Genomic DNA, 23,710 nt, shown 5'->3' with positions numbered 1-23,710 from the left:
GGTTCTTCTGTCTCCTATCTGTTGTAACAGGCCAAGAAAATAAGAGAACGCCAGACCTATGCCAATGAGCGAGATATTTCGTACCGATCGGATACGGCGATTTTTCAAAGTCGCCCGCGAGGAGGGCTGGCGCGCGGCATTCTCGAAGGTGCGGATGTTCCTGCGCCTGCGAATCGCGGGGTATGCCCCCAGCATACTGGGGGCGGGTGGGGCGCAATCGCCGTCACAAAGCGCATTCTATTTGGCGCCTTTCTGGCTCGAAGCGGCCGAACAGGGTGCCTTTCACGTGAGCTCCAGCCCCGCATTGGTGACCAAGCGGCGCAAGATCGCCATGATCGGCGATCTCAACCTGCCGCAATGTCGCAAGTACCGGGTCGAACAGCCTGATGAGATCTGGCAACTGGCGGGCGTGGATTACGTCTATTCCCACTATCAGGACATTCCGCGCTGTGTCTCGATCCTGCAGGATGCGACGCATGTGATGTTCTACCGGCTGCAAAGCGGCCCGCTGACCAGCATGTATGCCTATGAGGCGCGGCGTCTACGTCTGCCGATTCTGTATGATCTCGACGATCCGCTATTCTCGATCTCGGCCTATGGCACCTATGACAACATGAAGGCGCTGCCGCCCTCGATGAAGGCGCATTTCCTGTCCGAGGCGCCGAAATATCTCGACACGATGATGATGGCCGATCTGGTGTCGGTCTCGACCCCCGGCATGCGCGATCATACGGCACTCTATCTGCCGACCCCGGTGCATTACCGCCGCAACTTCGCCGACCGCGCCACGCTGGAAAACGGGCTTTCCGCGCAAAAGGAGGCCCGGAACCTGCAGGGCGCGCAGAGCGGTTTCCGTGTGGCCTTTGCCAGCGGATCGCAAGGACACGAGGTGGATTTCGGCGTGATCCAGGACGATCTGAACGCGTTTCTGGAGGCGGACAAAACCCGCAAGCTGGTGATCCTCGGGCATTTCGATAAGGCGCTGCTGCCCGCCGCATCCCCTGGCCAGATCGAAACGCATCCCTTTTCGGGCTATGCCGATTACCTCAAGACACTCGCCACGGTGGATTGCGCCGTGATGCCGCTGACCGACGATATCTTCAACCGCTGCAAGAGCGGCGTGCGGGTGATCGATGCCTCGGCGGTCTCGGTGCCGTCGCTGGTGGGGCATGTCTCGGACATGGCCAACATGGTGCGGGACGGGGCGACCGGCCGTGTGCTTGGGCCAGAGGACAGCTGGCATGATGCCCTCGAGACGCTGGCACGCGAGCGCGGTGCCGCCCGGTCGATGGGGGCCGAGGCGCGCAAACTGCTCGAAGCGGAGTGGAGCGCCCGCACCGAGCCCCCGGTGCTGGACCGCGAAATCCTGCAATGGGTGCGCGGATGAATTCTGCCCAACCCCCGGCTGCAGCGCCGCATGTCCTGATCGCAAACATTTTCTTTGCGCCCTACACCTATGGTGGCGCCACTATCGTCGCCGAGGAAGTGGCGCAGCATCTTCGACAGACCCATGGCTGGCAGGTCAGCGTCGTCTCGGCGATGAGCCGCAGTGATCTGGTGCCTTATGCGATCCAGAAGGTCGAAAAGGATGGCATCGCCAATTACCTCATCAACCTGCCGCATGGCCGCAGCTATGCCGAGATGTACAATAATTCGAACGTGACCGAGGCGGTGGCGCGCCTGATCGGCGCGATCGGCCCCGACCTTCTGCATCTGCACTGCATCCAGGAAATCGGCGCCGGCATAGTCTCGGCGGCCCGCCAGCGTGATGTGCCTGTCATCCTGAGCACCCATGATTTCTGGTGGATCTGCGAGCGCCAGTTCATGATCCGCATGGATGACGTTTATTGCGGCCAGGATCCCGTCGATATCGAGCAGTGTCGGGGCTGCGTGGGGAACATGGCCCAGGCCAGGACGCGCTTTCACTATCTGCGCGGCGAGGCGGCCCAGGCCGACCTCATCACCTTCCCCAGTCATTTCGCGATGGATCTCAGCCAGAGATCCGGCTTGACGGCTCAGGATGCCGCGGTTTGGCCCAACGGCGTCAACCAACCGGGGCAGGCGTTCTTCGACAGCCAAGCCCGGCGGCGGGCCCGCGATCCGCAATTGCGGTTCGGATATGTCGGTGGCCCCTCGCATATCAAGGGCTGGCCGATCATCCGCCGCGCCTTCTCTCAGCTTGAACGTGATGATTTCAGCGGTCTTCTTGTCGATGGCGGCATGGCCGACCCGTGGTGGAAAGGTATCGATCTGTCGACGATGCGAGGCGACTGGAAGGTGGTCCCGCGGTTCAGTCAGAAAACGATGGATGATTTCTATGCTGAGATCGACGTGCTGCTATTCCTGTCGCAATGGAAGGAAACCTTTGGCCTGACCATCCGCGAGGCCATTGCCCGTGGCATAAGGGTGATCCAGACCGACAGTGGCGGCACGGTCGAGCACGTGATGGCCGATCCTGCACATATGCTGCAGATCGGCGATGGCGCGCAGGCGCTCCGGCGGGAGATCGAGCATGTGCTGGACGCGCCCGAGGCCCACCCGGCCCCGACGCCCGTCGACAGTTTTGCCGACCAGGCCCGCCACTTTACCGAATTGGCAGCCCCGCTGCTGAGCGCGCGCACCCGGGTTTCGGGATAGGCGGGGCGGGAATTGCGATGAAGCCGAAGTTGGCGACGCTCGGAGAGCGGCAGGCAGTTTGGACCGCCTTGCCTTGCATAAAATGGCGGCTTAGACAAAATCCATCCGGATCTTCTGGATGCATACGGCACGCACCGCGTCATGCGCTATGGTGCCCTGATGCTTCGCGCCGGGCTGGGCGTCTGCTGATAGAAAGTAAGAAAAGGGAATACGGCCTTGCGTATAGTTATGATTGGCACCGGGTATGTTGGCCTCGTCTCGGGCGTGTGTTTTGCGGATTTTGGCCATGACGTGATTTGCGTCGATCAGGATTGCGCCAAGATTGCGCGCCTCAATGCCGGGGAAGTGCCTATCTACGAGCCGGAGCTGGATGTGGTGATGGCGCGGAACGTCGAAGCCGGACGGCTGTCGTTCAGCACCGACCTCGCCGCTGCGATGGCCGGTGCAGATGCGGCCTTCATTGCCGTCGGCACCCCGACGAGGCGCGGTGATGGGCATGCGGATCTCAGTTTTGTCACAGCGGCCGCGGCCGAGCTGGCCCGGGTGGCACCCGACGGGGTGGTCGTGGTGACCAAGTCCACTGTGCCTGTCGGCACCAACCGCCGCGTACGCGACACCATTGCCGAGGCCAATCCGGATCTGGATTTCGATGTCGCGAGCAACCCTGAATTTCTACGCGAAGGGGCCGCTGTACAGGATTTCATGCGCCCTGACCGTGTCATTGTCGGCGTGGAAACCGAACGGGCGACGAAGGTTCTCAGCGAGATCTACCGCCCGCTATATTTGCGCGATTTTCCCATTGTCGTGACGGATCTGGAATCGGCGGAAATGATAAAATATGCGGCGAACGCCTTTTTGGCCACCAAGATCACGTTCATCAACGAGATCGCTGCGCTGTGTGAAAAGGTTGGCGCCGATGTCAAAGAGGTCAGCCGCGGCATGGGAATGGACGGGCGGATCGGCAACAAGTTCCTGCATGCCGGCCCGGGCTACGGGGGCTCGTGCTTTCCCAAGGATACATCGGCCTTGGCGCGGATAGGCCAGGAGCACGCCCGTCCGATGCACATTGTCGAAACCGTCATTCAAGTGAATGACGCCGTCAAGCGGCGCATGGTGGACAAGCTGCTGGACATGTGTGGCGGGAGCTTTGCAGGGCGAACCGTGGGCGTGCTGGGCGTGACGTTCAAGCCCGGGACGGATGACATGCGTGATGCGCCCAGCCTGGCGATCGTACCTGCGCTGATCGGTGGCGGTGCCAAGGTGCAGGTGTGCGACCCGCAGGGCCACCGCGAAGGTGCGGCCCTTCTGCCTGGCGCCAGTTGGCATGACGATGCCTATGATGCGGCCGCGGCCGCCGACCTGCTGGTCATTCTCACCGAATGGAATGAATTCCGTGCGCTTGACCTGAAGCGCATCGCTGCCAACATGACCACTGCGCGGCTCGCGGATCTGCGCAATATCTATAGCGCCGAGGACGCGCGCGCCGCGGGGTTCGAAGCTTATGTTGCAGTGGGCCGGCCCGGATACAGCCAGTGAACAGCCACAGGACGGCGCAAAGGGCAGTATAGGATTTGCCCTTGAAGAATTCTCCTGAAAACCGGGGCCAGCTTGGCTACACGCCGTTGATCAGGATATCCAGCGCCCGCTTCAAGGCATCGCGATGCTTTGCCAGCGACCCTGTCGATACGCCAAGTTCTCCCCTCGGAACAGCCGCCATCTCTTGAATTCGCACGATATATGCCACCCCTTCGACCATGACAGGGGGCGTCAGCCCTGGAAACGCGGCATAGTGGCCTGCCTCGCGCAACGGGGCGACAAGGCGGGACGCCTCGATGCCGATCAGGTTTGTCTGCAGATCTACGACAAGCTGCCCACTGCTCAGGCGATAAAGGTCAAACTGTGCCATGCGGGTAGGCCGCTAGAAGCTTCTGAGATGCGAGAGTGGCAATCCGTCCCGGGCGACTTCCTCGGCATAGGTTGTGATGGCTTCTTGGTTTTCGGCACGCCACAGACGGTTGCGCTCCACCCTGGACGCCTCGGAAATCGCCGCTTCCGCGAGGCGGGACATGTTGAGGCCAAGCGCCCGGGCCGTTTCCGCGACGTTCGCATCCAGCGTCAGATTGACCTTAACGCGCCCCATAAGAGCCTCCTGAAACATACGTATAATAAGAGAGTATAGAGCACTCGCCTCAGTCAGGCGAGAAGAGTTTGCAAGGACGGTCTTGGGTTTGCAGACGCATTGCCGGGTGACTTCGCGGCAAAGATAGAGACTGATCGCATCACCCCCGAAAAGCGCGGGCGAAGTAATCCGAGAGAGGTTTCACGAGATAGGCGATGGGGGTCATATCGCCGGTGCGGAAAAACGCCTCGACGGGCATGCCGGGCACAAGGGTGGTGTCATCTGGCAGGCGATTTCGCTCGGCGTCGCTCAGAACGATGCGCGTGCGGTAATAGCTGACGCCCGTCGCCTCGTCGCGGAAAGCATCGGCCGAAACTTGCACGACTTCTCCGCTCAGCTCTGGCGTCGTGCGCTGGTCCAGCGCCGAGAAGCGCAGGATCACGTTCTGGCCCGGATGCACGAGGTCGACATCGGTGACCGGCACCTGCGCCGTGATGATCAGCGGGCGATCCTGCGGCACGATATAAAGGACAGGGTCGGCCGCGCGCAGCACCGAGCGGGGGGCAAAGACCTGAAGGCCATAAACCACCCCCGAGACAGGCGCGACGATTTCGAGGCGGCTGAGCTGTTCGATCAGGGCAACGCGTTTCTCGCGCAGTTCCAGCTCACGGTACTGCAGGTCGCGCAGGGTGGTGATGGCCTCTTCGCGGCGCATGGCGCCGAGTTTCAGAAGCTCGATATCAGTCTCTGTAATGCGCGTTTCGGCCTGCGCCTTCTGTGCGGCCAACTCGCCCAGCGTACCGGCCATGCGCGCCTCTTCGCGGCGCAGGGCCAGAAGGCGCGAGGCCTGGGTCAGGCCCTTGTCCAACAGCGACTGCTGGGTCGAGCGCTCTTCGACGATCAGATCGCTTTGCTGGCTCAGCGCGTCCTGCTGGGCCTCGATGCCCTTGATCTGGTCGGTGATCTGCATCCGGCGCTTGCGCAGTTGCTCGGTCTCGCTCGCAGCCGTTTCGGCGCGGGCGGCGAGGAGGCGGGCCTGCCCCTCCATCAGCTCGGCGGCGACGGGACGGCCCTTGGCCATCTCGTGCAAGAGCGGGTCGAACGTGATTTCGCCCCGCTCGTCGCGCTCGGCCTCAAGACGGCCGCGCCGGGCCATCAGTTCCAGCAGCTGGTTTTCGGTGATGGTCAGTTGCGACGCCAGTAGCGTCCGGTCCAGCGTGAGCAACGTGTCCCCCGCCGCCACGCGGTTGCCCTCGGCCACGAGGATCTTTTCGACCACACCGCCATCGGGATGCTGCACGACTTGCCGGTTCTGATCGACCTCGACCTGCCCCTGGGCGATGACAGCCCCTGCGAGATTGGCGAAGCTCGCCCAGATGCCGAAGCCGCCAAGCAGCAGCGCCAGACCGATTGTGCCGATCGCGATGGGCAGGCGCGCGGACCATTCAGGCGCGGTGCTCATTGCACCCCTCCCTGGCCGACCGATTGCACGATCTGGGTGCGGTTGCGCACGACATCGCGCAGCACGTCATCCTTGGGACCAAAGCTGCGCACCAGGCCGCTTTCCAGCATCAGAAGCAGGTCGCATTCCTTGATCGCGGCAGGGCGGTGCGCCATGATCAAAATGGCCTTGCCGGCCTCCTTGAACTTGCGGATGGCGGTATTCACCGCCTCGCTGCCCTCGTTGTCGAGGTTCGAATTGGGCTCGTCCAGGACCAGGATCACCGGATCGCCATACATTGCCCGCGCAAGGCCGATGCGCTGCATCTGCCCGCCCGAGAGACGCCCGCCCCCGGCGGAGACCTGCGTGTCGTAACCCCCCGGCAACTTCAGAATCATCTCATGCGCGTCGGCGTTTTTGGCGGCGGCGACCACCTGCTCGGCATCGGGATTGGCCGACAGGCGCGCGATATTCTCGGCGATGGTCCCGGCAAAGAGCTGCACGCGTTGCGGCAGATAGCCGATATGCTGGCCCAGCACATCCGGCGCGAACTGCTCGAGCGTCGCGCCGTCAAGGCGGATCTTGCCCGCAGCGGGCGGCCAGAGACCGGTGATTGCCCGCGCCAGAGACGATTTTCCCGCCCCCGACGGGCCGATCACGCCCACCGCCTGGCCAGGCTTCAGAGAGAATGTGACGCCTCTGAGAGTCGCCTCACGCTCGCCAGGCGGCACCAGGCTGACGCCCTGAACGTCCAGCCGCGCCTTGGGTGTGGGCAGGGCAGTGCGCTCCTGGTCGGGCGGCACTTCAGCCAGAAGCCGGTCAAGATTGGACCAGCCTTGCCGCGCGCGCTGCACCAGCACCCATTGGCCGACCAGTTGCTCGATTGGGGCCAGGGCTCGGCCCAGAAGGATCGAGCCGGCGATCATCGCGCCTGCCGTCAGTTGATTTTGCAGCACCAGCCAGGCGCCAAGGCCCAGCATCGCCGACTGCAAAAAGAGACGAAACGTCTTGATAGAGACGCTGAACGTGCCCGCACGATCGGCCGATCCGACCTGTTGGCTGAGGGCCTGTCCGCGCGACGTCTGCCAGCGGTCGAACGCAGCGCCGCGCATGCCCATCGCCTGCACGGTCTCCGCCTCGGCCCGGATTTCGCCCGCCATCGCATCGGCAACGGTCCCGGCTTGCCCTGCGGCCCGAACCGAGCGGCGTGTCGCCAGCTGGTTCAGCATCGCCAAGAGGATGAGGATCGTCCCCCCGCTCAGGGCAAGGGCCCCCAGCCACGGGTGAAAGATCCAGATGCCCAGCAGGAAAATCGGGGTAAAGGGGATGTCGAACGCGGCGGTCAGCACGGGCGAGGTCATCAATTGCTGCACCGATTGCAGATCGCTCAGGCCGGTGACGTTATCCTGATCGGAACTGCGCGCCGATTTGCGCAGCACCGCATCAAACACCCGCCGCTCGAGAAGGGACTGAAACCGGGCTCCGGCCCGGGCCATGATCCGGCCGCGCGCATAGTCGAGCAGGCCCATCATGCCGAAGAGAAACGCGACCAGGATGGTCAGCGCCACCAGCGTTTCCACCGACCGGCTGCCCAGCACCCGGTCATAGACCTGCAACATGTAAAGCGGTCCGGTCAACATCAGCAGGTTCACGAAGACGCTGAAAATGCCGACGAACCAGTAGAGCCCACGGGACGCGCGCCGCGCGTCGCGCAGTTCAGACGACCGGATAGACATAGTGGGTCAGGCGCGGGGCCGATTGGGGCGCGGTTTCCAGTTCGAGCATGCCGTTCAGCATGGCTCGGTCGAGTTGTGACGCAAGGCTGGCCATGCCGGGATCATCGTCGGTCACGGCCATTTCCGCAAGCAACCGACCCTTTCGGCCATAGACGTCTTCGAAGGTACGCGCAGGTGCGCGCAAAGCGGACATGGGCGGAGCAAGGCCGCTCACTGGGGGGCAGGGTTCCGGGGCGGCGGCGCTCAGCATTGTCATCAAGCGGTGCATGAATTCGGCAGTGTCAATCGGCGGCAAAGCGTTTCCTCGCGATCTTTTGGGACACCCAGTCCGGCTGGGAGGATCTGTAGACCAGAAATCCGCCGATAGCCAATAGATCCAGATGTGTGTTGAGAAAGCAGTCAATGGCATCCTGCGGCGTGCACACGATGGGCTCGCCTCGCACATTGAACGACGTGTTGAGCAACATCGGACAGCCGGTGGCCGCATGAAACGCCTTCAAGATGGTCCCTGCGCGGCCGCCTGTATCTGGATCGACCGTCTGCAGGCGGGCGCTGAAATCCACATGGGTCACGGCAGCGAATTGGCTGGTGACGGCATTTTGCAACTGCATCGGTGCGTGAAGGCCGCGCGCGCGGGCCTCCTTTACTCCCCGGGGGCCGCGAAACTCTGGTTTCAGGCTCGCCACCAGCAGCATGTAGGGGCTGTCGGTCGGCTCCTCGAAAAAGACGGCAGCCTGGTCGGCCAGAACGATCGGCGCGAAGGGGCGCCAGTCTTCGCGGAACTTGATGGAGCGGTTGACGCGGGTCAATGTTGCCTTGCCGCGCGGGTCGGCCAGGATCGAGCGATTGCCCAAGGCACGCGGGCCAAATTCCATGCGCCCGTGAAAATGACCGACAATCTGCCCTGCCGCCAAGGCCTCGGCCACGCGTGCGGCATATTCCTCTGGATCCTGAATTTCCTCGTGAACCAGCCCGGCCTTGTCGAGCGCGCCACGTATTTCAGGATCGGAATATTGTGGGCCGAGAAACGCGCCGGACGCTCCGCTGCTTGCGGGGCGTTGCGTCCCCTCGACGGCCTGCGTCTGCGCGACCTCGAGCGCGGCGCCAAGCGCGCCGCCCGCGTCGCCCGCCGCAGGCTGGACCCACAGACCGTCAATCCCCGGCACCTCGCGCAGCAGCCGACTATTGGCGACGCAGTTGAGCGCCACGCCGCCGGCCAGGCAGAGGTTTGGGCTGTTACCGCGCTGCAAGACGGTTGTCGCCAGAGCGATCATCGCCTCTTCCAGCACGGCCTGCGCAGAGGCGGCCATATTCATGTGAAACGGCGTGATCGGGGCCGTGTCACCGCGTTGCGGTTGTCCGAAGAGCATCTCGAAAAGGGGCGAGGTGGTGCTGAGGCCCTTGTCGAAATCGAAATAGCGCATGTTGAGCGTGAAGGCGCCATCCTCGCCAAGATCGATCAATTCATCGAGGATCTTCTGGCGATACTGGGGCACACCGAATGGGGCCAGCCCCATGAGCTTGTATTCACCGGAATTTACCTTGAAGCCGCAATACTGTGTGAAGGCACTGTAAAAGAGCCCCAATGAGTGCGGAAATCGGATCTCGGCCTGGGGATGAAGGCCGCTGGCATTTCCCGACCAGAGTGTCGTCGTGGAATATTCGCCCACCCCGTCCACCACCAGCACCGCTGCGCTCTGGAATGGTGAGGGATAAAAGGCCGAGGCCGCATGAGAGCGGTGATGCGGCACGAAGACGATGCGCCCGGGATCACCTGCCACCTGTTCGAGCTGGCGCGGCAACTCGTCCGAGAGGTTCTTGAGGGTCTCGATCATACGCGGCCAAAGCCGGGCGCCACGCGGCGTCAGCGCGCGCGCGTGATCGAGAATGCGCCGGGTCTTGAGACCGGGATCCTCGTAATAGGCCACTGTGCCCAGGGCGGTCCCTTCGGGCAGCTGTGACAGGCAGTAGCGGATTGCATGATCCGGAAAGCTCCAATCCGCTTTTTGCCGGGTAAAGCGTTCTTCCTGAGCCGCAGCGATGATCCGCCCACCCTGAACGAGGGCCGCGGCGGAATCGTGGAAATGCGCCGAAATGCCGAGGGTATAATCGCCGTTGGTCATGCGGGCGCGCTGCACAGATCAGTGACAAGCGGTGCCAGACGCTCTGCGAACAATGCGTTCGCGCGCATATTGGGATGGACGTCCTGCGGCAGAAAGGTGTGCTGGGCGTCATGGGGCGTGGAGATATCATGCGTTTCGGGAAACCTGGCGCAGACGGCGGCGTTGAAATCCGCATCAAGCGCGTCCAGCAGCACGAAAGCTACGGGCAGGCCTGCGGCCTTGGCTGTACGGCGCACGAGGCCCAGCACCGCGAGGGTGGGCATGTTGATCATGTAGTCATCGGGCAAAAAGATCTGGAAATCGGCCTGGCGAAGGGCCGGCTGCCAGATCGGTGGATAGACGATGCGCACCTCACCCGCCGCATCGAGCCGGGCCACCGGCACATGCTCCACCCCGAGATCATACCAGTTGCGGTTGAGATACTGACGCATGCGTTGGGGATGGGCGATGTTGCGAAACCGGTGATCGCTGATGATTGCGAAAACCGCCGCATCCACCGCCCCTGCCGCGATGTCCCGGCGCATTTGCAAAAGGTTCTGCACGGTCCCGTGGCCCCCGATGCCGCGGTTCAGAATCCGCAGGCAAGACAGGTCGCGCTGCAACGAGGCGCAGAAGGTTTCCTCGTCCGCGAGACCGGTCCCATAGGTGAACGAACAGCCGTAGATTGCAACGCGCGGTCCGCGCGCCTCTATGGCGCCCGGTACGTGACGCCAGCCATCCGGATTTATGCGCTGCAGGATCCCGTCGCGAAACCCGACCTGAACCGCATGGCCCGGCGTCAGGCTCCAACCCAGCACGGGATCGGGCCGAAACAGCAGCCGGGGCACGCTGACGATCTTCTTTGAAGGGGGCTGGGCTGGGGGCATGGCCTGCTACTGTATTGAAATCCCCAACTTTACGGGAGGGTGATGTGTCCGGCCACCATATCGGTGACGGCCCCGTTTGGATAGGGTGCGTTCTGTGATGGGATGGGCTGGATGTGTCCGGTGGAGGGCCACAAACGCTTTTGGCGCAGCCTGCAGCGAGGAGCAAACGCGTGCACCGATACCCTCACGCCGCAGCAAGAACGGGAAAAAGAACATGATGCGGCGGCAGACCTGCCGCCGCATCTGCTGAACCGATCAAGGTGTCAGACGAGCACCAGATCCAGGTCGTTCGCGTTCGTCACACCGAGCAGCGTCACTTCGTCCACGCCAAAATCGAGCACGACATCGTTGTCGATATTGAGTCTGGAATAGGTGCTGATGACCTCTGCCGCCGACAGACCACCGCCCCAAATGGCGCCATCGAGACTGATCTGGTCGACGCCGATCTCGTAATCGAGCACGACATCCTGGCCAAAGCCGGTGGTGAATATGAAGGTATCCGCCCCGTCGTCGCCGGACAGAATGTCATTGCCACGTGCGCCCTTGATCATGTCGTCGCCAGCGCCGCCGAACAGGATGTCATCGCCCTGACCGCCGCGCACGGTGTCATTCCCGGCATCGCCGTAAATGAAATCATCACCGCTGTTGCCCAGAAGATCGTCATCGTCATCGCCGCCATACATGACGTCCGCGTCGAGACCGCCATCGAGCTCGTCATCGCCCTTGGCCCCATACATCGTGTCGTCGCCGTCGCCGCCGAGCAGGATATCGTTGTCCTGGCCGCCGCGCAGCTCGTCGTCGCCGCCTTCGCCATAGATCACGTCATCGCCGCTGTTGCCTTGCAGCCAGTCATCCCCTTCACCGCCATAGATCGTGTCGTCGCCCAACTTGGCATCGACCGTATCGTCACCGGCGAGGGCGAAGATGATGTTCTGGTAGTCATCCCCGACCAGATTGTCGGCGTCGGGCGTCCCTTCGATGGTCGAGGGCGCGCGCACCGTCGAGCTCTGCGTCGATGTGTAGAAGCTCTCGGCGCCGAGCACCTCCTCCACACCCTGCAGCAAGGCGATCTCGTTGCCGTCCACCGAGATGGAGAGGTTTCCGAGCACGACCGTCTGCGTGATGTTGGTTGTCGCCAGGGCCGTATCGAGCGTGACGTTGTCCGCCCCGAGGCCGATCAGGCCGATGACGTCCTCACCGATCGTGAAGTCGGCAATGATGGAGCCGCCGACGATCTCGCCGGGGGTCTGTGCGCCGTAGGACAGGATGAACAAATCATTGCCCGCCCCGCCGGTGAAGGTGTTGGCACCCTGACCAGCCAGCCAGTCGTTACCGCTTGTTCCCATGGCAACGTCGCCGACGCCCTGGATCTCGATCTCTTCGTAATCCATCAGCAATTCGGCACTGTAGATGGTCGCGGGCTTGGTATCGCCCTTGATGTAGACCGCGAGGTCGAAGTTTTCCGTGATGTTCACGCCGTTCTCGGAAACGGTCCCGGCAAGGTTCTGCCAGCCCGCGCTGGTGGACATCGGCGAAAAGGGCGTCTCCCAATCCAGCAGATTGAGAACGGTCTGCGTTTCGACACCGACCTCGTACTTCACCTCATCTTTCGAGGGGCTCGCGGTCGCGCTCGGGTCGATCGGGATGACGACGCTGGGCAGATCCTGCCCGTATTTGTCGGGCATCAGCCGCCAGCGCGGCCCGGACCCGGCATATTCGGTGCCGTCTTCGTTGAGCACCGGCTCCCACGGCTCGCGATTCATGGTGGTGTACCAGGCATTGGTAAAGCCCTCGGCACCATCACTGGCACCGAGCGCGGCCAGATCGCTTGCAGCCCAGTTGGCTGCCAGCAAATCGTCGCGCAGGATCGTCCCTGCCTCATAGAACGTTCCGTCCCCGGCAAAATAGCCATCGGTCGACACCCAGACCTCGCGCGGGCCCTGGCCGTCCTCGTTGTAGTCGGCAATGACCTGATAAGTCGGAAGCGTGCCGATGGCGGCCTCGTTCTCGTAATCCTCGGGGCGGACCTGATCGTTCGGGTTGTTGGTAATGGTGTGATGCAGCACCAGCTCCGCCGCGGTGATCTTGAACAGCGGCTGCAGGGCCTCTTCGTCGGCGCGCTCGCTCCACTCCGCAGGAAGATCCAGTTCAGCCTCCAGACGGACATCATTGGGCCGCTTGATCTCGTTGCCCCAGCGATAGAGCAGTTTGCCGTCATCCTTGACCGTCACCGAATAGTCGGTGCTGGCCGCGATGTTTTCCGTAATCGAGTTCTCGTTGGGCTCAAGGATGTCCTTGATATCAACCACGCCATCCTGGTTTCCATCGAGGATGGTGATCGGTTGACCGCCGCCGTCGAGGGCCGTTCCGGCCAGCAGATCCGCGACGGCTAATCCATCATATTCGCCGCCGATGACGATGAGGTTGTCATCCAGCGCGTAGACGGCATCGGGATCGCCCGGATATTTCTGATCCGACAGGACGTTCTGCATGACGACATAATGTTCGCTCGATGCCTTGACCGAATTTCCGCCCAGACCGGCCAGCCAAGTTCCCAGCAAGGCCGGCGTCTTGAACGTATCGGTGGGCGCGTCGGACACGACAATGCCGATCTGTTCGCCGCCTTCCCCGATCAGGTCACCGGCGAAGCCTTCGCCGTAGACGCCATCCTCGAATTCCTTCTCCACGGCGCCTTCGAAATCGGTGACGATAAATCCGAATTCACTGTTGATCGGATAGAGATTAACACCCTCTTTGGTGACTTTCGGGTCGGCCGAGAAGTCCACCACCGGCATCTCGCCAGGAAGAACATCACCTTGGGTCAGTCCGCCGAAAGTACCTGTGACGTCATCGGTGCTGAATACGTGCTTTACACTGTAAACCGGGTCCGTGATCAACGGTTGGTCGACATCCTGTGCGGTGGTTGGATCAATCATTACAGCCATTTGGCTCTCTCCCTAAGCGTTCGTGATCTTGGAGGAGCGATTGAGTTCGGGCCTCCATGCTGTAAGAGCAACTCGGCTTTCCGAAATCACTCAAACGAGAGGATAATCACATGCATTTTTTGGCATATGATTGATTTTAATCAATGGGAGGGCGTTTCATGCAGGCATTCGCATGTGACCGGTCGCTCCGACGCCGGATCTCTCGGGCTCGGTGCGATGATTAAACCATGTTTGCACAAAGGGATAAGGTGAAGGCCAGCCGCAAACCGGCTTTGCCTGGGGTCGAGACCATCGGCTGCGACTGACAGTCTCTTTACACCGCTCGCGAGCATTAGGGCCGCGACGCCAGAGCCTAGCAGTTTTGCATCGAAATATGCGCTGAACAGGGCTCTGGCACCACTAAGATTACATAACAATGATTATCGGATAATATTATGTGTAGCGGCAAAGCTAAAATGTCACCCATGAGCAATTCAGGAATGTCACTCTGCCCTCAAAAATCATTGAGGGTGAGCAGACATGGGATGGGTGATGATGAGCGAGCGTGAGTTGAACCGTGTGGAGGTTCTGGCGCAGGTCGATGATGGTCGGTTGACCGTTGGACACGCCGCGAACGTGCTGGATTTGACGCATCGACAGATTTTCAGGCTGTTGAAGCGGTACCGCCAGGATGGTGCTGCCGCGATCCGGCACAAGGCACGCGGTAGATCTCCGAACAATCAAATTCATAAGGCCAAGCGTGACTATGCTCTGTCGCTGATCAAAGAGACCTATCCGGATTTCGGGCCGACATTGGCCGCTGAGATGCTGGCTGAACACCACGGGCTCAAGGTCTCTCGCGAGACATTGCCCAAGCGTCAGGCAGGCGGTGCCAATGGCGCGGTTACTTTCTATGATCGGTATCGCCAGCAGTTGAACGACCGCCAGGGAAAGGCGGTCGAACGTATGTCCAGGGAGGGGCCAGATGGCTTCGAAGGTGGTCTCAGCGCGGAAAGCTACCTCTCGATCACGGGAACATCGCGAGCGACCGCAACTCGTGACCTGCAAGGCCTCGTTGAAATGGGCGCACTTACCCGCACAGGTGAGCTGCGGTACACTCGATACTGGCTCAAGCTTGAGATGGCATATCCTCTGCTTGGTTCGGAAGCCTGAGCGGAAAGCATCGATAGCTGGGCTTAGCCTGACCCAATTTGACCCAACCTGCGGGGTTCTTCGCTCTCTTTGGCTGTGAACTCAATGAGCAAGTTCCCGACCATCGTTTTTCCTGAGTACACTTCTCCACACGTTTCTATTTCACCCAAGATTTCACCCAAATTGTCACCGTCCAGGCTTGGATACAGAAAATGTTCCAAAATCTCAGAGTCAGTTTTACCGGAATCGAGAGTACAAAGAAAATCTCGGATTTGGTTTGACAGTACACTTGCGCGCCGCAATTTGTCGAAAGCCTTATCGAGAATGTCATCTATATCAGCATCGTCGTTGGCGCCTGTGATCGAATACATTTCAAACCGGGCTGTCGCAGTCAGAGAAGCCATCTCATCGAATTTTTCTTTTACCAATGCCTCATGCTGATTTCTATTTAAAGTTGATGTCATGGTTGTTCCTTTCCGTTGTTGAACAAGATCGTAGATGTGCGAGCTATCAAGCGATGCAATCCCGTCCGGCATGGACGTTAATATTTTTGAAATTATCTGCTCAGAGTTACAAAGAGGGTTTAGTTTAAATCTCATTTTAAATTGGTGTTGGTAGATTCTTCCTCGAGCTGAAGGAAGTATCCATGACCATTTGCCAAAATAATAAATCCGTACCAAAAATTTCCCTCACAAGATCATCGGTTAACGATTTGCTGACGATTTCTGATGTTGCTGAACACTTTCAACTTCAACCGTCGACAGTTCGTAGGATTGTGCGGAATGGTCAGCTTTCAGCGCATAAAATAGGGCGTGACTACCGGTTGAGCTGGGCAGATGTGTGGATGATCGAAAAAGCGCCTCAGCCGCGGGGTGCCGCGCAAGAAGCACGGTATCGTCAGTCGCTCATCACGAAAGTCGACATCGCAGCGGGCATGAATGTCAGTATCCGGACCGTAGACCGTTGGATCGCCTCCGGTCTCCCGACCCGCAATGTCGGCGACAATATCCGCATGAACCCACAAGATGCACAAGAGTGGCTGAAGGCCGAGTTCGGGCTATTGGCGCCCCTATACCCGCACCTCACAGATGAGCCGGTCTAATGAGTTTTTGCGCCGCTGCAGCGGTTCGCTCGACAGCATGTTTGGACCCGCGACATTTGCACAGGCGCCCCCCAACACTAATCGGCGTTATGGTGGGGGACGCTTCTGCAAAACCGAGCGTTTGCCCGACAGAATGTGTGTTTTCCAGACAGGGCTTGGGGCAGTGGGCTGCACTGGCTTGGGGGGTTCTTGCATGAACTCTCTCAACTCAAATTTTGACCAACCGTACACACTGCATGATGCTCTGACTTGGGCGACCGGCGATGCAGAAACTTATGCTGCGATTTGCGAGCTCAAAAAAATCCCGGCGCGGCTCGGTATGATCAACGATGACATCGGGCTGATCCCTGCGGACCTTGGGTATTTTGAGACCCATATCGCGTCATCGGCGTATGGTGTCGTCTCAAAAGCCCGCGATCTCAAGTCGGCGCGTCAGCGCGGAAATGCGCGTGTCCGTGCGCTGCTCAAACGCTTCCAGCGGGCGATGGCATCGGGCGTGGGCGACGGAGAGGGTCGGGACGACTGGAACAGTCTGATTGAATTTGTTCTTCGCCGAGAAGGATTTGTCGACAATGGTGCGGCATTCACGACCGGCGCGTCGCGTGGCTTGATGATGCTGAGAGCCCGGTTTCATGTCTCCCCCAAGGCTCTCACAATCTCTGAGATCGACGGCGTGGCAGCTAACCTTAGTTCGGATAAAAGGAAGGCGTTCGGACGTGCCCTCAAAACCCTTAATAGGCTGATCGAAGAATTTGCCGGTTCTTCCGAACTTGATGGGTTGCTGCCAAATGCGGCTGTCAGGCTACCGACGCCTGTATCGGGGCGTGAGCGTATCCGGTGGATCGACCTGCCTGAAGCATTCAGATCTGATGCGGAAGCTGCAATGCAGCGTGCCCTCGCCCGACCCGAAGACCGACTGGCCGAGGCGCGGCGCCGTATCGAAGCCGGAGAAGATGCTGCCGATGTGTTGCGAGGCCTGGACGATGCCGCCGCAGGGCGCCGAAGAGCCCCGGGGAACCCCGGATCTGCGATGGCGGGCTGGCGCAGCGCAATCACCTGGCTCATCCTCGCGGCAGAGCGACATGGACACCGGCGAGATATGTTGGGAAGCCTAGCGGCACTCTTCACGAGCGAAATCCTCGAGTGTGCCTCCGCTGACCAAATTACCCGGTCGACTGCGTCAACTCGCCTGAAAGATCCGGGAAAGACGCAAACGCTGAAATCTCGTCTTACCGCACTCGAGACTCTCGCGAAGCACGGCCTCAAGATGCCTGATCTGGTCGCAATCGTCGAATTGCAGAAGCGCTTTCATCAGGGTTATATTCATAGTGCCGGGAAATTCATGACGGATGATGCAAGGCAACTATGTGACACATTGACCCACAAGCCGTCTCTCGCCGGCAACTTCGTGAACGCGCCAAAGACTATCGCCTCGCGCGCAATTGAGCGGATCAAGAACGGACAGACTGAAGGTCATCCTCAGAAAGAATTGTCAGGTCTACGCCTCTATGCAACAGCCGTTCTTTTTGCGATTCAGACATCCAGACCGGTTCGGAGCTCTAACCTGATTGGCCTGAGGTACCGCGGCACGCAAGATGTGCCCGGTCACATCACCTGGGTCAAAAAGCAAACTCACGCTGAGCTCCGCTTTCCGCCGGGTGAGATCAAGAATGACCGCGAGGTCAGCGTTCACCTGCACGGTGATGAGGCACGTATTCTCTGGGCGTGGATTTACGAACTGCGGCTGCGATACCTGGAGTTGCGCAACCTGACGGACACGCCCTATGTCCTTCCCGGTGCGGCAACTCCTCGTCTGGTCAAGTCTGGTATGCATTTACCACCTGGCTGCATCGCTCCGTCCACACTAAGTGAGATCTGGCGCGATGGCGCGGATATCATTGGCCTCGACATGACACCACACCAGTCCCGTCACGCCGTCGCGACCTTGATCCTCGCCGTCGAGCCCGGGAACTTCGCCAAAGCTGCCGCCGTGCTTGGAGATACCGAAGAGACTGTGCGGAAGCACTACGGGCGCGACAACGGGGCCGAAGCAGCAAGGCAGGTCCGTGCGGCACTCAAATCTCAACACCCTGATATTTTCAAGAAGATGAAGAGGCGGGTGGCATGACGAAAGACCGGATCACTCGATATCTTGAGCCAGTTCCGCCCGCTGTTCGGCAGCTTGTTTTGGATGATGTCAAAAACCTCGAGCCCGGCGCGGCGGCCGTTCTCGGCCGGTTCTTTGACGCGATGCGAAGATATGGCGGGCCGCGAGACGTGCCCGGCCCGGAGCCGTTCATCGAGTCGGCCAGATCGGAATCGACCCTAGCGACGCTTTTACGAGCATTGCACAGATATGCCCCGGGTGTGTCGACCGCTGCCGGGCGTGAATTGCGTAAATCCTACTACCGTCTACGAAGTGGGGCAGGGGCTTTGCCCTGCGCTCCGCCCACGCGCCCGGTACCTTTGGCCGGCCCGGAAAACTGGCCGTCATCGTGGTGCCAGATGTGGCCAGCGCTGAGATCTTCGCCAATTCGTGATAGCTCGAAGCAAAGGTATTTTGCGTCAGTTTCCCGGTGCGCGGACATGCTGCCGCGACTTGATCTGCCATTGGGGGTTAAAGCGGACAGTCCCGGTTATTTCGTGGGCATCACTCTTGGTGACGCGTTCATCGGAACGGGCGCCCGGCCACGAACCGCGAGCGGGTATCTTGACGGCCTTGTTTCGCTGATGTGTGCTGGCAAGATGGACGAAAAGACACTGAATGGTCTGCGAGCGGCGCGTGATCATTTCAAAGCTCTCGGCCGTGCAGCCGGCAAGCTGAAGACGTCCAGAATCCAGCATCTGATGGAACGGGGCGGCTTCGAGTACATCATACAGACAATCTGCCGGCTGCAAGACGAGATCGATGATCTTCCGGACCATGCGGCTCGGACGGAAAAGCTCCGTCTTGCGGTCGCAGTTCTGATGCTGCTTGTGAACAAACCGGCGCGCGCCGGGGATGTCACCGAGTGGCGGTTCGGGCATGAACTCTGTCGACGCCAAAGTGGAGAGTGGGCTCTCGATTGGTGCCAAGGCAAGACGAATGTCGACACCGGAGCCGGCCACCTGTGGCCGGAAACATGTGCGGCACTCGATGAGCTGGTGCTGCGCGGCCGGCCATCTCGGCTTGTCGCGATCGAATATCAGAAGCTTGTCGGATCAAATCTTGTAACCGGGACGGTCGGCGCTCGCTCGGTAAAGTGGACCAGTGAGCTGGTCCGTGATGCAATCGGGATCCCCGCTCACGACCTCCGAACGCTTGCTGCTGATTATCTTCGACTACATGACCCAACGACCGCGGTCTCGGTGATCCAGAGCCATCTCGGGCATGGCACCCGAAAGGCCGGAGACGAATACCGGGCGCTCGCAGAGGGGGACGCAGCAGCTGCGGCATGGCGAAGGATTCGGGAAGAGATTGCACAACAAGCTGCCGACGGTCCCTATGCATAGATTTGAACTCGCGAGACCAAATGCCGGCAGGGCGGCTTAGGCACATGGCACGAGGGAAACATCTGGAAGCCACCAGCTCTGTTGCCCATAGTCTCCGAACGCATGCACTGAAGAAATAAAGTCGCGTTGGGGTTCAAAGATCGACATTACCTTCGATTGCCTCATCAACATCGATGTTATGAGCATCAAAGCTTCGCAGAAACCTGACTGCCGCCGGCGGCAGCTCCATCACACGGTTTCCGAGTTCAATGTCATTCGCCAGCAACTCCAGGAAAGCCGTTAGCGCTGGGTCATTACCTTCCGCTTCGATCTTCACAACATCCCTCCCATCATCGACCTTCGCGGCCGTCTTCACCGTTTGTCTCATGCATCGGCCTGCAAACATGCCTCTTGTCCCAAAAATGACAGGAGGCGGACAATGACAACGGAGAACCCCAACATGACGGACCCGACGGCGGTCAAAATGACATTCAAGCAACTCATCGCGCATATCCGGATCGCGCAGCAGGTCGAGAAAATGCGCGGTGAGATCGAAGCGGAGACCGGTGCCGAAGCTGAATCGATTGCGAACGTGGCGGCGGTAGCGTGGGATCATGCGTTCGATCTATGCAAAGATCTGATCGAAGCAGAGCCTGCGACGTCGTCTGATCGGCGCTATCTGACCGTTGTGGGACTCATTGACGAGATGTTCATGACAGAGCCCGCATATCGCGATGAACTGGCTGATCGTGCCGCAGAGCAGCGCGCCGAAATGACCATGAATGATGAAGAAGTCGGACCTGAAATGATCGCTGCGCTGCAGCTGCTAACATGGCCGATCGGCGTTCCCGACACATATTCAGACCGACCGTGGCCAGGTTGTGCTCCGTAGTCTGGCGCCTGCGCCTCTTATCAAGAGGACGGGCAGTTTTGGGCTTCGTCAGCCGACTCCGCGCTGTTTGACTGCCCTGTCCGGCCGCTTGCGTGAGCTGGGGTTTGCCCGACGGCACGAAGCCACTCATGGAGAGAAGCTCCTTCGAGGATTATGTCTTCGGAGAGGTTACGGGCCATTTCGCGCAGGCAGGCTGAATGCTCTTCCAAAATGGCCTTGGCATCGGCTTCCGCGTTCTCGAGTCGATCCGCGATAGGTGCATTGTTTTCCGCTGCGTCAAGATACGAATGCTCTGAGCGGCCGCGCCAGAGCAAACTTTCATGGCCGAGGCCGAGGCGGGTATCATTATGCATCGCCAGACGTGTTGCACGAGCGAGGTCCGAGGCCTCGGAACCTCCCGAGCCTGCACCGGCGTTTCCGAACACGATGGTTTCGGCGGCACGCCCCGCGAGAAGATGAGTGAGCATCGCATCGCAGTCCTCCAAAGTTCCTGCGCGTGGTTCGTGTTGAAACCAGGTGCCCCCGCCCCAGTCCGTCATTCATGCACGGCAATGCGATGTCGATGGTCGTTGCTTCTGCGATCCTTCTGCTCGATCAGGTTAATGATGTCCTGAACAGAAAGCGGTCGGTTTTCCCGGCGCGTAGAGCCCCCTCGATATCTGCAGCCGTCTTGCCGACCGACGCCCGAGCCAGGTTATCCAAGTCGGCATCGACCGTCTGCTCGGGCAGGTCATTCTGCAGCATGCGGCGAAGAGCGCGCCGGCCTGGAAGCGGGACTTCGACGAGAACGTCGAAGGGACCCGGGCGCAGGACCGCGGCATCGATAGTTTGGGGCGCATTGCACGTGCCGATCACGATCACGCCCGGAATTTCACTGATGCGGTCGAGCTGCTCGAGAAACGCGTTCACGACCTGCCGGTTGTAGTTTGCGTTTCTCGGGTCCGGTTCTGAGCGGCTTCCGACGGAGTCGATCTCGTCGATAACGAGGACGGCGGGTCGCGAAGCGGCAGCATCGGCGAAACTGTCGCGCATCGCGGCGAGCATATCACCGAGATGTCCGGCCGACTGCCACGACGCAAAATTGCCCCTGACCAGCTGGGCGCCAGCGGTCACCGCCAAAGCGCGGGCGAGTCTGACGAAATAAACAGGCTTGAGATACTCTTCGGCGCTCACGCGGACCAGCTAGCCGGGAGGTCGAGACCTTCGGCTTCAACCTCGGTCCGAATACGCGCGACATCCTTTTCAAACAGCTCGGGAAAGAAGTCAGGCATCGGGCGCGAGACGGACTCGTTAACCCGCCGGTCTATCAGCGCATCGGGATAACTGTGCGGCGCAAGGCCTAGAAAGGTACCTATTTCCCCCAGCACCTCACGGGGGCGCTGCCGGATGTCCTCGAAGAAGACGGTCTTCAGCGCACCCTCGGGCAGCCCGGCCTTCATCCGGCGCAAGGCGGCGCCATATTCGGCATTTTTCCACATGAACGGCTTGCGCACGAATGTTTCGAACTCTTTCGGCCCCCAGCTGTCCAGCGCCTCCAGCTGTCCACTGACTTGCAGATGAAATTTGGTATGGCTCCACAGGCGCTTGATCGGATCACGCAGGGTGTAGAGCACCTTCAGATCGTCACATTTCGATGCAATTTTGGGCCAGGCCTCCTGCGGCAGCAGGGCGTAGAAATTGGAAAAGTCGCAGGACCACTTTTCCTGCCGCGCCAGGGTAAAGAGGTTGCGATACCAAAAGTCGTCCACCGGACGGTCTAGATAGTTCGTGACCCAGTGAAGGTTGCATCGGACGCGGTCGATATTGGCCCGCGCAGGGTCGAACCGCTCCAGGTAGCGCGTCTTGGCCAACTCGAGCCGCCGCTCTTCGCTGAGGACGCTCTTGTCGGCATAAAGATAGTGAAAGTAGTGGATTTCTTTTTCAGGCGTAAAATGCAGCTCTGGATGACGCTCAAGAACAGCATAAAGCCAGGTCGTACCCGCCTTCATCGCCCCTGCGCTGATGAAGAGATTGCCGAATAGTTTGTTGATCATCAGGGGCCCCGCAGTCTGTTATGTGTCGTCTAGCTTGGCATTTGAAAATGGTAAACATTCAATCTGTGCAAGATCGTGCTTCGCTTTCGACCTGGCCGTAATCAGGCGGAATGCTGCGCGATGAAGGCCGCCTTGGCCGACCTGTTCATCCTGCGCGGTCCGCCCGAGTTCATAAGATCCGATAACGTCCTATGTCGGGAAAATCTGGCTGTTTAGGTCAGCAGATCATGGGACATCCGGTGCTCCGGATGCCCTGATACGGTTGCCCAGACGGGCTTTGCCGTCAAGAAATGATCTCTTCCATAGCAAACACAGGGTATCGGTGCTGGCCGGGTGATGTGAAGGCGCGGATCGTGCCCGCCGCCCAGTCGACGTCGTCGATCTCCATCGCCCAGACATCGTGCGCGCGCAGACCAGATAGTGTCCCATCGAATGGTGTAAGAGCGCCGACCTTCGGAAAGGCCCGGGTTGTGATCAGGACGCCACGGCGGGCAACCTGCGCGACCGAAACACCCGGTGCCAAAGCCTGCTCGCAGATCGACCGTTTCTCTTCGTCAGCGCAGAACCGCTTCTTCTGACCTTTCTTGCCCGCCATGGAGTGCCTCAAGATGTCCACTATCGATGGTGGACACTATCAGCCTCGGATTCGGTCCGTCAGAGCGGCGACAACGGACGGATACCCCCAGATGACGGGCTGAGTCGGTATATCCCTTGATCGTCAGCGCGGCGTAGCCGAGTCCGGACAGGTGAGCTGCATAAGCGGCAATTGGCTCGGCGAGCTCGCCGGCCTCCATATGTATCGACCGAATTGGTCGGCATTCATCAACATTGGTCATTGGCATTCTCCTCATTGAGCGCAGAGACGCGCCCGGGGAGTAGGCCAAATTATGCGGTGTCCTACGACAGAGGCAGTCGCGCGACTTGTTGAATAGGAAGAGGTAAATTAGCCTGCCGATCTGCAGCTCTGCATATTCATGCGCTCCGCATAATTCCTGAAGTCCACTGGCTGGGTCGCCACCAAGATACGGACGGTGTGGGACGGCATCATCACGATGACACCCCGAGCGAACGCACGATCTCGGCAATCCGCACCGCCGGGGTATCGGCGGCGAGTTCGATCGCCACGTCACCGAAGATTAGCCGCAGCTTGTCATCTGGTTGCCGGGAGGGCTCCGGCGCCTGTGAATGGTCCGGGTCGCACAACACCAGCGGCG

22 protein-coding genes and 2 pseudogenes are annotated in these 23,710 nt (G+C 60.2%); 9 read left to right on the top strand and 15 right to left on the bottom strand.

Features of this window, described 5'->3' with window-relative positions:
* Positions 1 to 64 precede the first annotated feature (64 nt).
* The 3 genes from ACEWPM_RS18360 (at position 65) to ACEWPM_RS18350 (ending at position 4,173) form a co-directional block, all read left to right on the top strand.
* The gene (locus tag ACEWPM_RS18360) at positions 65 to 1,387 is read left to right on the top strand and encodes a glycosyltransferase family protein (protein ID WP_393963683.1); all 1,323 of its coding nucleotides are present in this window, start codon (positions 65 to 67) and stop codon (positions 1,385 to 1,387) included.
* Positions 1,384 to 2,637: a glycosyltransferase gene (locus ACEWPM_RS18355; protein WP_393963684.1), complete on the top strand. Its 1,254-nt coding sequence runs from the start codon at positions 1,384 to 1,386 to the stop codon at positions 2,635 to 2,637. Before ACEWPM_RS18360 ends, ACEWPM_RS18355 begins: the two co-directional genes overlap by 4 nt.
* Before the next feature lie 216 nt (positions 2,638 to 2,853).
* Positions 2,854 to 4,173 (top strand): UDP-glucose dehydrogenase family protein, encoded by a 1,320-nt coding sequence (locus ACEWPM_RS18350; protein WP_393963685.1) that lies wholly within the window; start codon positions 2,854 to 2,856, stop codon positions 4,171 to 4,173.
* Positions 4,174 to 4,249: 76 nt separating this feature from the next.
* On the opposite strand, the gene ACEWPM_RS18345 is transcribed toward ACEWPM_RS18350, so the two are convergent.
* The 8 genes from ACEWPM_RS18345 to ACEWPM_RS18310 all read right to left on the bottom strand — a co-directional run bounded on the left by ACEWPM_RS18345 (position 4,250) and on the right by ACEWPM_RS18310 (position 13,867).
* The gene (locus ACEWPM_RS18345) at positions 4,250 to 4,543 is read right to left on the bottom strand and encodes a CcdB family protein (protein ID WP_393963686.1); all 294 of its coding nucleotides are present in this window, start codon (positions 4,541 to 4,543) and stop codon (positions 4,250 to 4,252) included.
* A 12-nt stretch (positions 4,544 to 4,555) separates the two neighbouring features.
* Positions 4,556 to 4,777 (bottom strand): type II toxin-antitoxin system CcdA family antitoxin, encoded by a 222-nt coding sequence (locus ACEWPM_RS18340; RefSeq protein ID WP_393963687.1) that lies wholly within the window; start codon positions 4,775 to 4,777, stop codon positions 4,556 to 4,558.
* Between the two features lie 139 nt (positions 4,778 to 4,916).
* Entirely contained in the window at positions 4,917 to 6,218 is a 1,302-nt protein-coding gene (locus ACEWPM_RS18335) for an HlyD family type I secretion periplasmic adaptor subunit (RefSeq protein WP_393963688.1), read from the bottom strand.
* Entirely contained in the window at positions 6,215 to 7,933 is a 1,719-nt protein-coding gene (locus tag ACEWPM_RS18330; RefSeq protein ID WP_393963689.1) for a type I secretion system permease/ATPase, read from the bottom strand. The genes ACEWPM_RS18335 and ACEWPM_RS18330 overlap by 4 nt, the downstream gene beginning before the upstream one ends.
* Positions 7,914 to 8,048, bottom strand: a complete 135-nt coding sequence (locus ACEWPM_RS18325; RefSeq protein WP_393963690.1) for a hypothetical protein — start codon at positions 8,046 to 8,048, stop codon at positions 7,914 to 7,916. The genes ACEWPM_RS18330 and ACEWPM_RS18325 overlap by 20 nt, the downstream gene beginning before the upstream one ends.
* A gap of 166 nt (positions 8,049 to 8,214) precedes the next feature.
* Positions 8,215 to 10,056, bottom strand: coding sequence for a carbamoyltransferase family protein (locus tag ACEWPM_RS18320; protein WP_393963691.1), 1,842 nt, complete (start codon positions 10,054 to 10,056; stop codon positions 8,215 to 8,217).
* Positions 10,053 to 10,883, bottom strand: coding sequence for an SGNH/GDSL hydrolase family protein (locus ACEWPM_RS18315; RefSeq protein ID WP_393963692.1), 831 nt, complete (start codon positions 10,881 to 10,883; stop codon positions 10,053 to 10,055). Before ACEWPM_RS18315 ends, ACEWPM_RS18320 begins: the two co-directional genes overlap by 4 nt.
* Before the next feature lie 302 nt (positions 10,884 to 11,185).
* A complete protein-coding gene (locus tag ACEWPM_RS18310; RefSeq protein ID WP_393963693.1) occupies positions 11,186 to 13,867 on the bottom strand; it encodes a hypothetical protein in 2,682 nt (893 codons plus the stop codon).
* 519 nt (positions 13,868 to 14,386) lie between these two features.
* Between ACEWPM_RS18310 and ACEWPM_RS18305 the strand changes: the two are divergent.
* Together ACEWPM_RS18305 and ACEWPM_RS18300 are read left to right on the top strand one after the other, a co-directional pair.
* Positions 14,387 to 14,716, top strand: a pseudogene (locus tag ACEWPM_RS18305) (helix-turn-helix domain-containing protein); the annotation flags it as partial.
* A gap of 39 nt (positions 14,717 to 14,755) precedes the next feature.
* A pseudogene (locus ACEWPM_RS18300) lies at positions 14,756 to 15,019 on the top strand (DUF4172 domain-containing protein); the annotation flags it as partial.
* A gap of 23 nt (positions 15,020 to 15,042) precedes the next feature.
* Here ACEWPM_RS18300 and ACEWPM_RS18295 read toward each other — a convergent pair.
* Positions 15,043 to 15,462, bottom strand: coding sequence for a hypothetical protein (locus ACEWPM_RS18295; RefSeq protein ID WP_393963694.1), 420 nt, complete (start codon positions 15,460 to 15,462; stop codon positions 15,043 to 15,045).
* 182 nt (positions 15,463 to 15,644) lie between these two features.
* Between ACEWPM_RS18295 and ACEWPM_RS18290 the strand changes: the two genes are divergently transcribed.
* The 3 genes from ACEWPM_RS18290 (at position 15,645) to ACEWPM_RS18280 (ending at position 19,592) form a co-directional block, all read left to right on the top strand.
* Positions 15,645 to 16,100: a helix-turn-helix domain-containing protein gene (locus ACEWPM_RS18290; protein ID WP_393963695.1), complete on the top strand. Its 456-nt coding sequence runs from the start codon at positions 15,645 to 15,647 to the stop codon at positions 16,098 to 16,100.
* A gap of 193 nt (positions 16,101 to 16,293) precedes the next feature.
* Positions 16,294 to 18,228, top strand: a complete 1,935-nt coding sequence (locus ACEWPM_RS18285) for a hypothetical protein (protein WP_393963696.1) — start codon at positions 16,294 to 16,296, stop codon at positions 18,226 to 18,228.
* 458 nt (positions 18,229 to 18,686) lie between these two features.
* Positions 18,687 to 19,592 (top strand): hypothetical protein, encoded by a 906-nt coding sequence (locus ACEWPM_RS18280; protein WP_393963697.1) that lies wholly within the window; start codon positions 18,687 to 18,689, stop codon positions 19,590 to 19,592.
* 133 nt (positions 19,593 to 19,725) lie between these two features.
* Here the strand turns inward: ACEWPM_RS18280 and ACEWPM_RS18275 are convergent, their stop codons facing one another.
* A complete protein-coding gene (locus ACEWPM_RS18275) occupies positions 19,726 to 19,959 on the bottom strand; it encodes a hypothetical protein (RefSeq protein WP_393963698.1) in 234 nt (77 codons plus the stop codon).
* Between the two features lie 51 nt (positions 19,960 to 20,010).
* Between ACEWPM_RS18275 and ACEWPM_RS18270 the strand changes: the two genes are divergently transcribed.
* Positions 20,011 to 20,463 carry a hypothetical protein gene (locus tag ACEWPM_RS18270; RefSeq protein WP_393963699.1) on the top strand — a complete coding sequence of 151 codons (453 nt, stop codon included), beginning with the start codon at positions 20,011 to 20,013 and terminating at the stop codon, positions 20,461 to 20,463.
* Positions 20,464 to 20,483: 20 nt separating this feature from the next.
* Here ACEWPM_RS18270 and ACEWPM_RS18265 read toward each other — a convergent pair whose 3' ends face one another.
* From ACEWPM_RS18265 to ACEWPM_RS18245, 5 genes are all read right to left on the bottom strand, one after another.
* Positions 20,484 to 20,930 (bottom strand): hypothetical protein, encoded by a 447-nt coding sequence (locus ACEWPM_RS18265; protein ID WP_393963700.1) that lies wholly within the window; start codon positions 20,928 to 20,930, stop codon positions 20,484 to 20,486.
* A gap of 127 nt (positions 20,931 to 21,057) precedes the next feature.
* Positions 21,058 to 21,636, bottom strand: a complete 579-nt coding sequence (locus tag ACEWPM_RS18260) for an AAA family ATPase (RefSeq protein ID WP_393963701.1) — start codon at positions 21,634 to 21,636, stop codon at positions 21,058 to 21,060.
* Positions 21,633 to 22,496, bottom strand: a complete 864-nt coding sequence (locus ACEWPM_RS18255) for a sulfotransferase (protein ID WP_393963702.1) — start codon at positions 22,494 to 22,496, stop codon at positions 21,633 to 21,635. Before ACEWPM_RS18255 ends, ACEWPM_RS18260 begins: the two co-directional genes overlap by 4 nt.
* 283 nt (positions 22,497 to 22,779) lie before the next feature.
* On the bottom strand, positions 22,780 to 23,091 hold the full coding sequence (locus ACEWPM_RS18250) for a hypothetical protein (RefSeq protein WP_393963703.1): 312 nt from the start codon (positions 23,089 to 23,091) through the stop codon (positions 22,780 to 22,782).
* Positions 23,051 to 23,332 (bottom strand): hypothetical protein, encoded by a 282-nt coding sequence (locus ACEWPM_RS18245; protein ID WP_393963704.1) that lies wholly within the window; start codon positions 23,330 to 23,332, stop codon positions 23,051 to 23,053. The genes ACEWPM_RS18250 and ACEWPM_RS18245 overlap by 41 nt, the downstream gene beginning before the upstream one ends.
* Positions 23,333 to 23,710: the final 378 nt, after the last annotated feature.

The sequence above is a fragment of the Roseovarius maritimus genome, assembly GCF_043355895.2.
GTDB lineage: Bacteria > Pseudomonadota > Alphaproteobacteria > Rhodobacterales > Rhodobacteraceae > Roseovarius > Roseovarius maritimus.
This window is presented reverse-complemented; position numbering and strand designations above follow the sequence as displayed.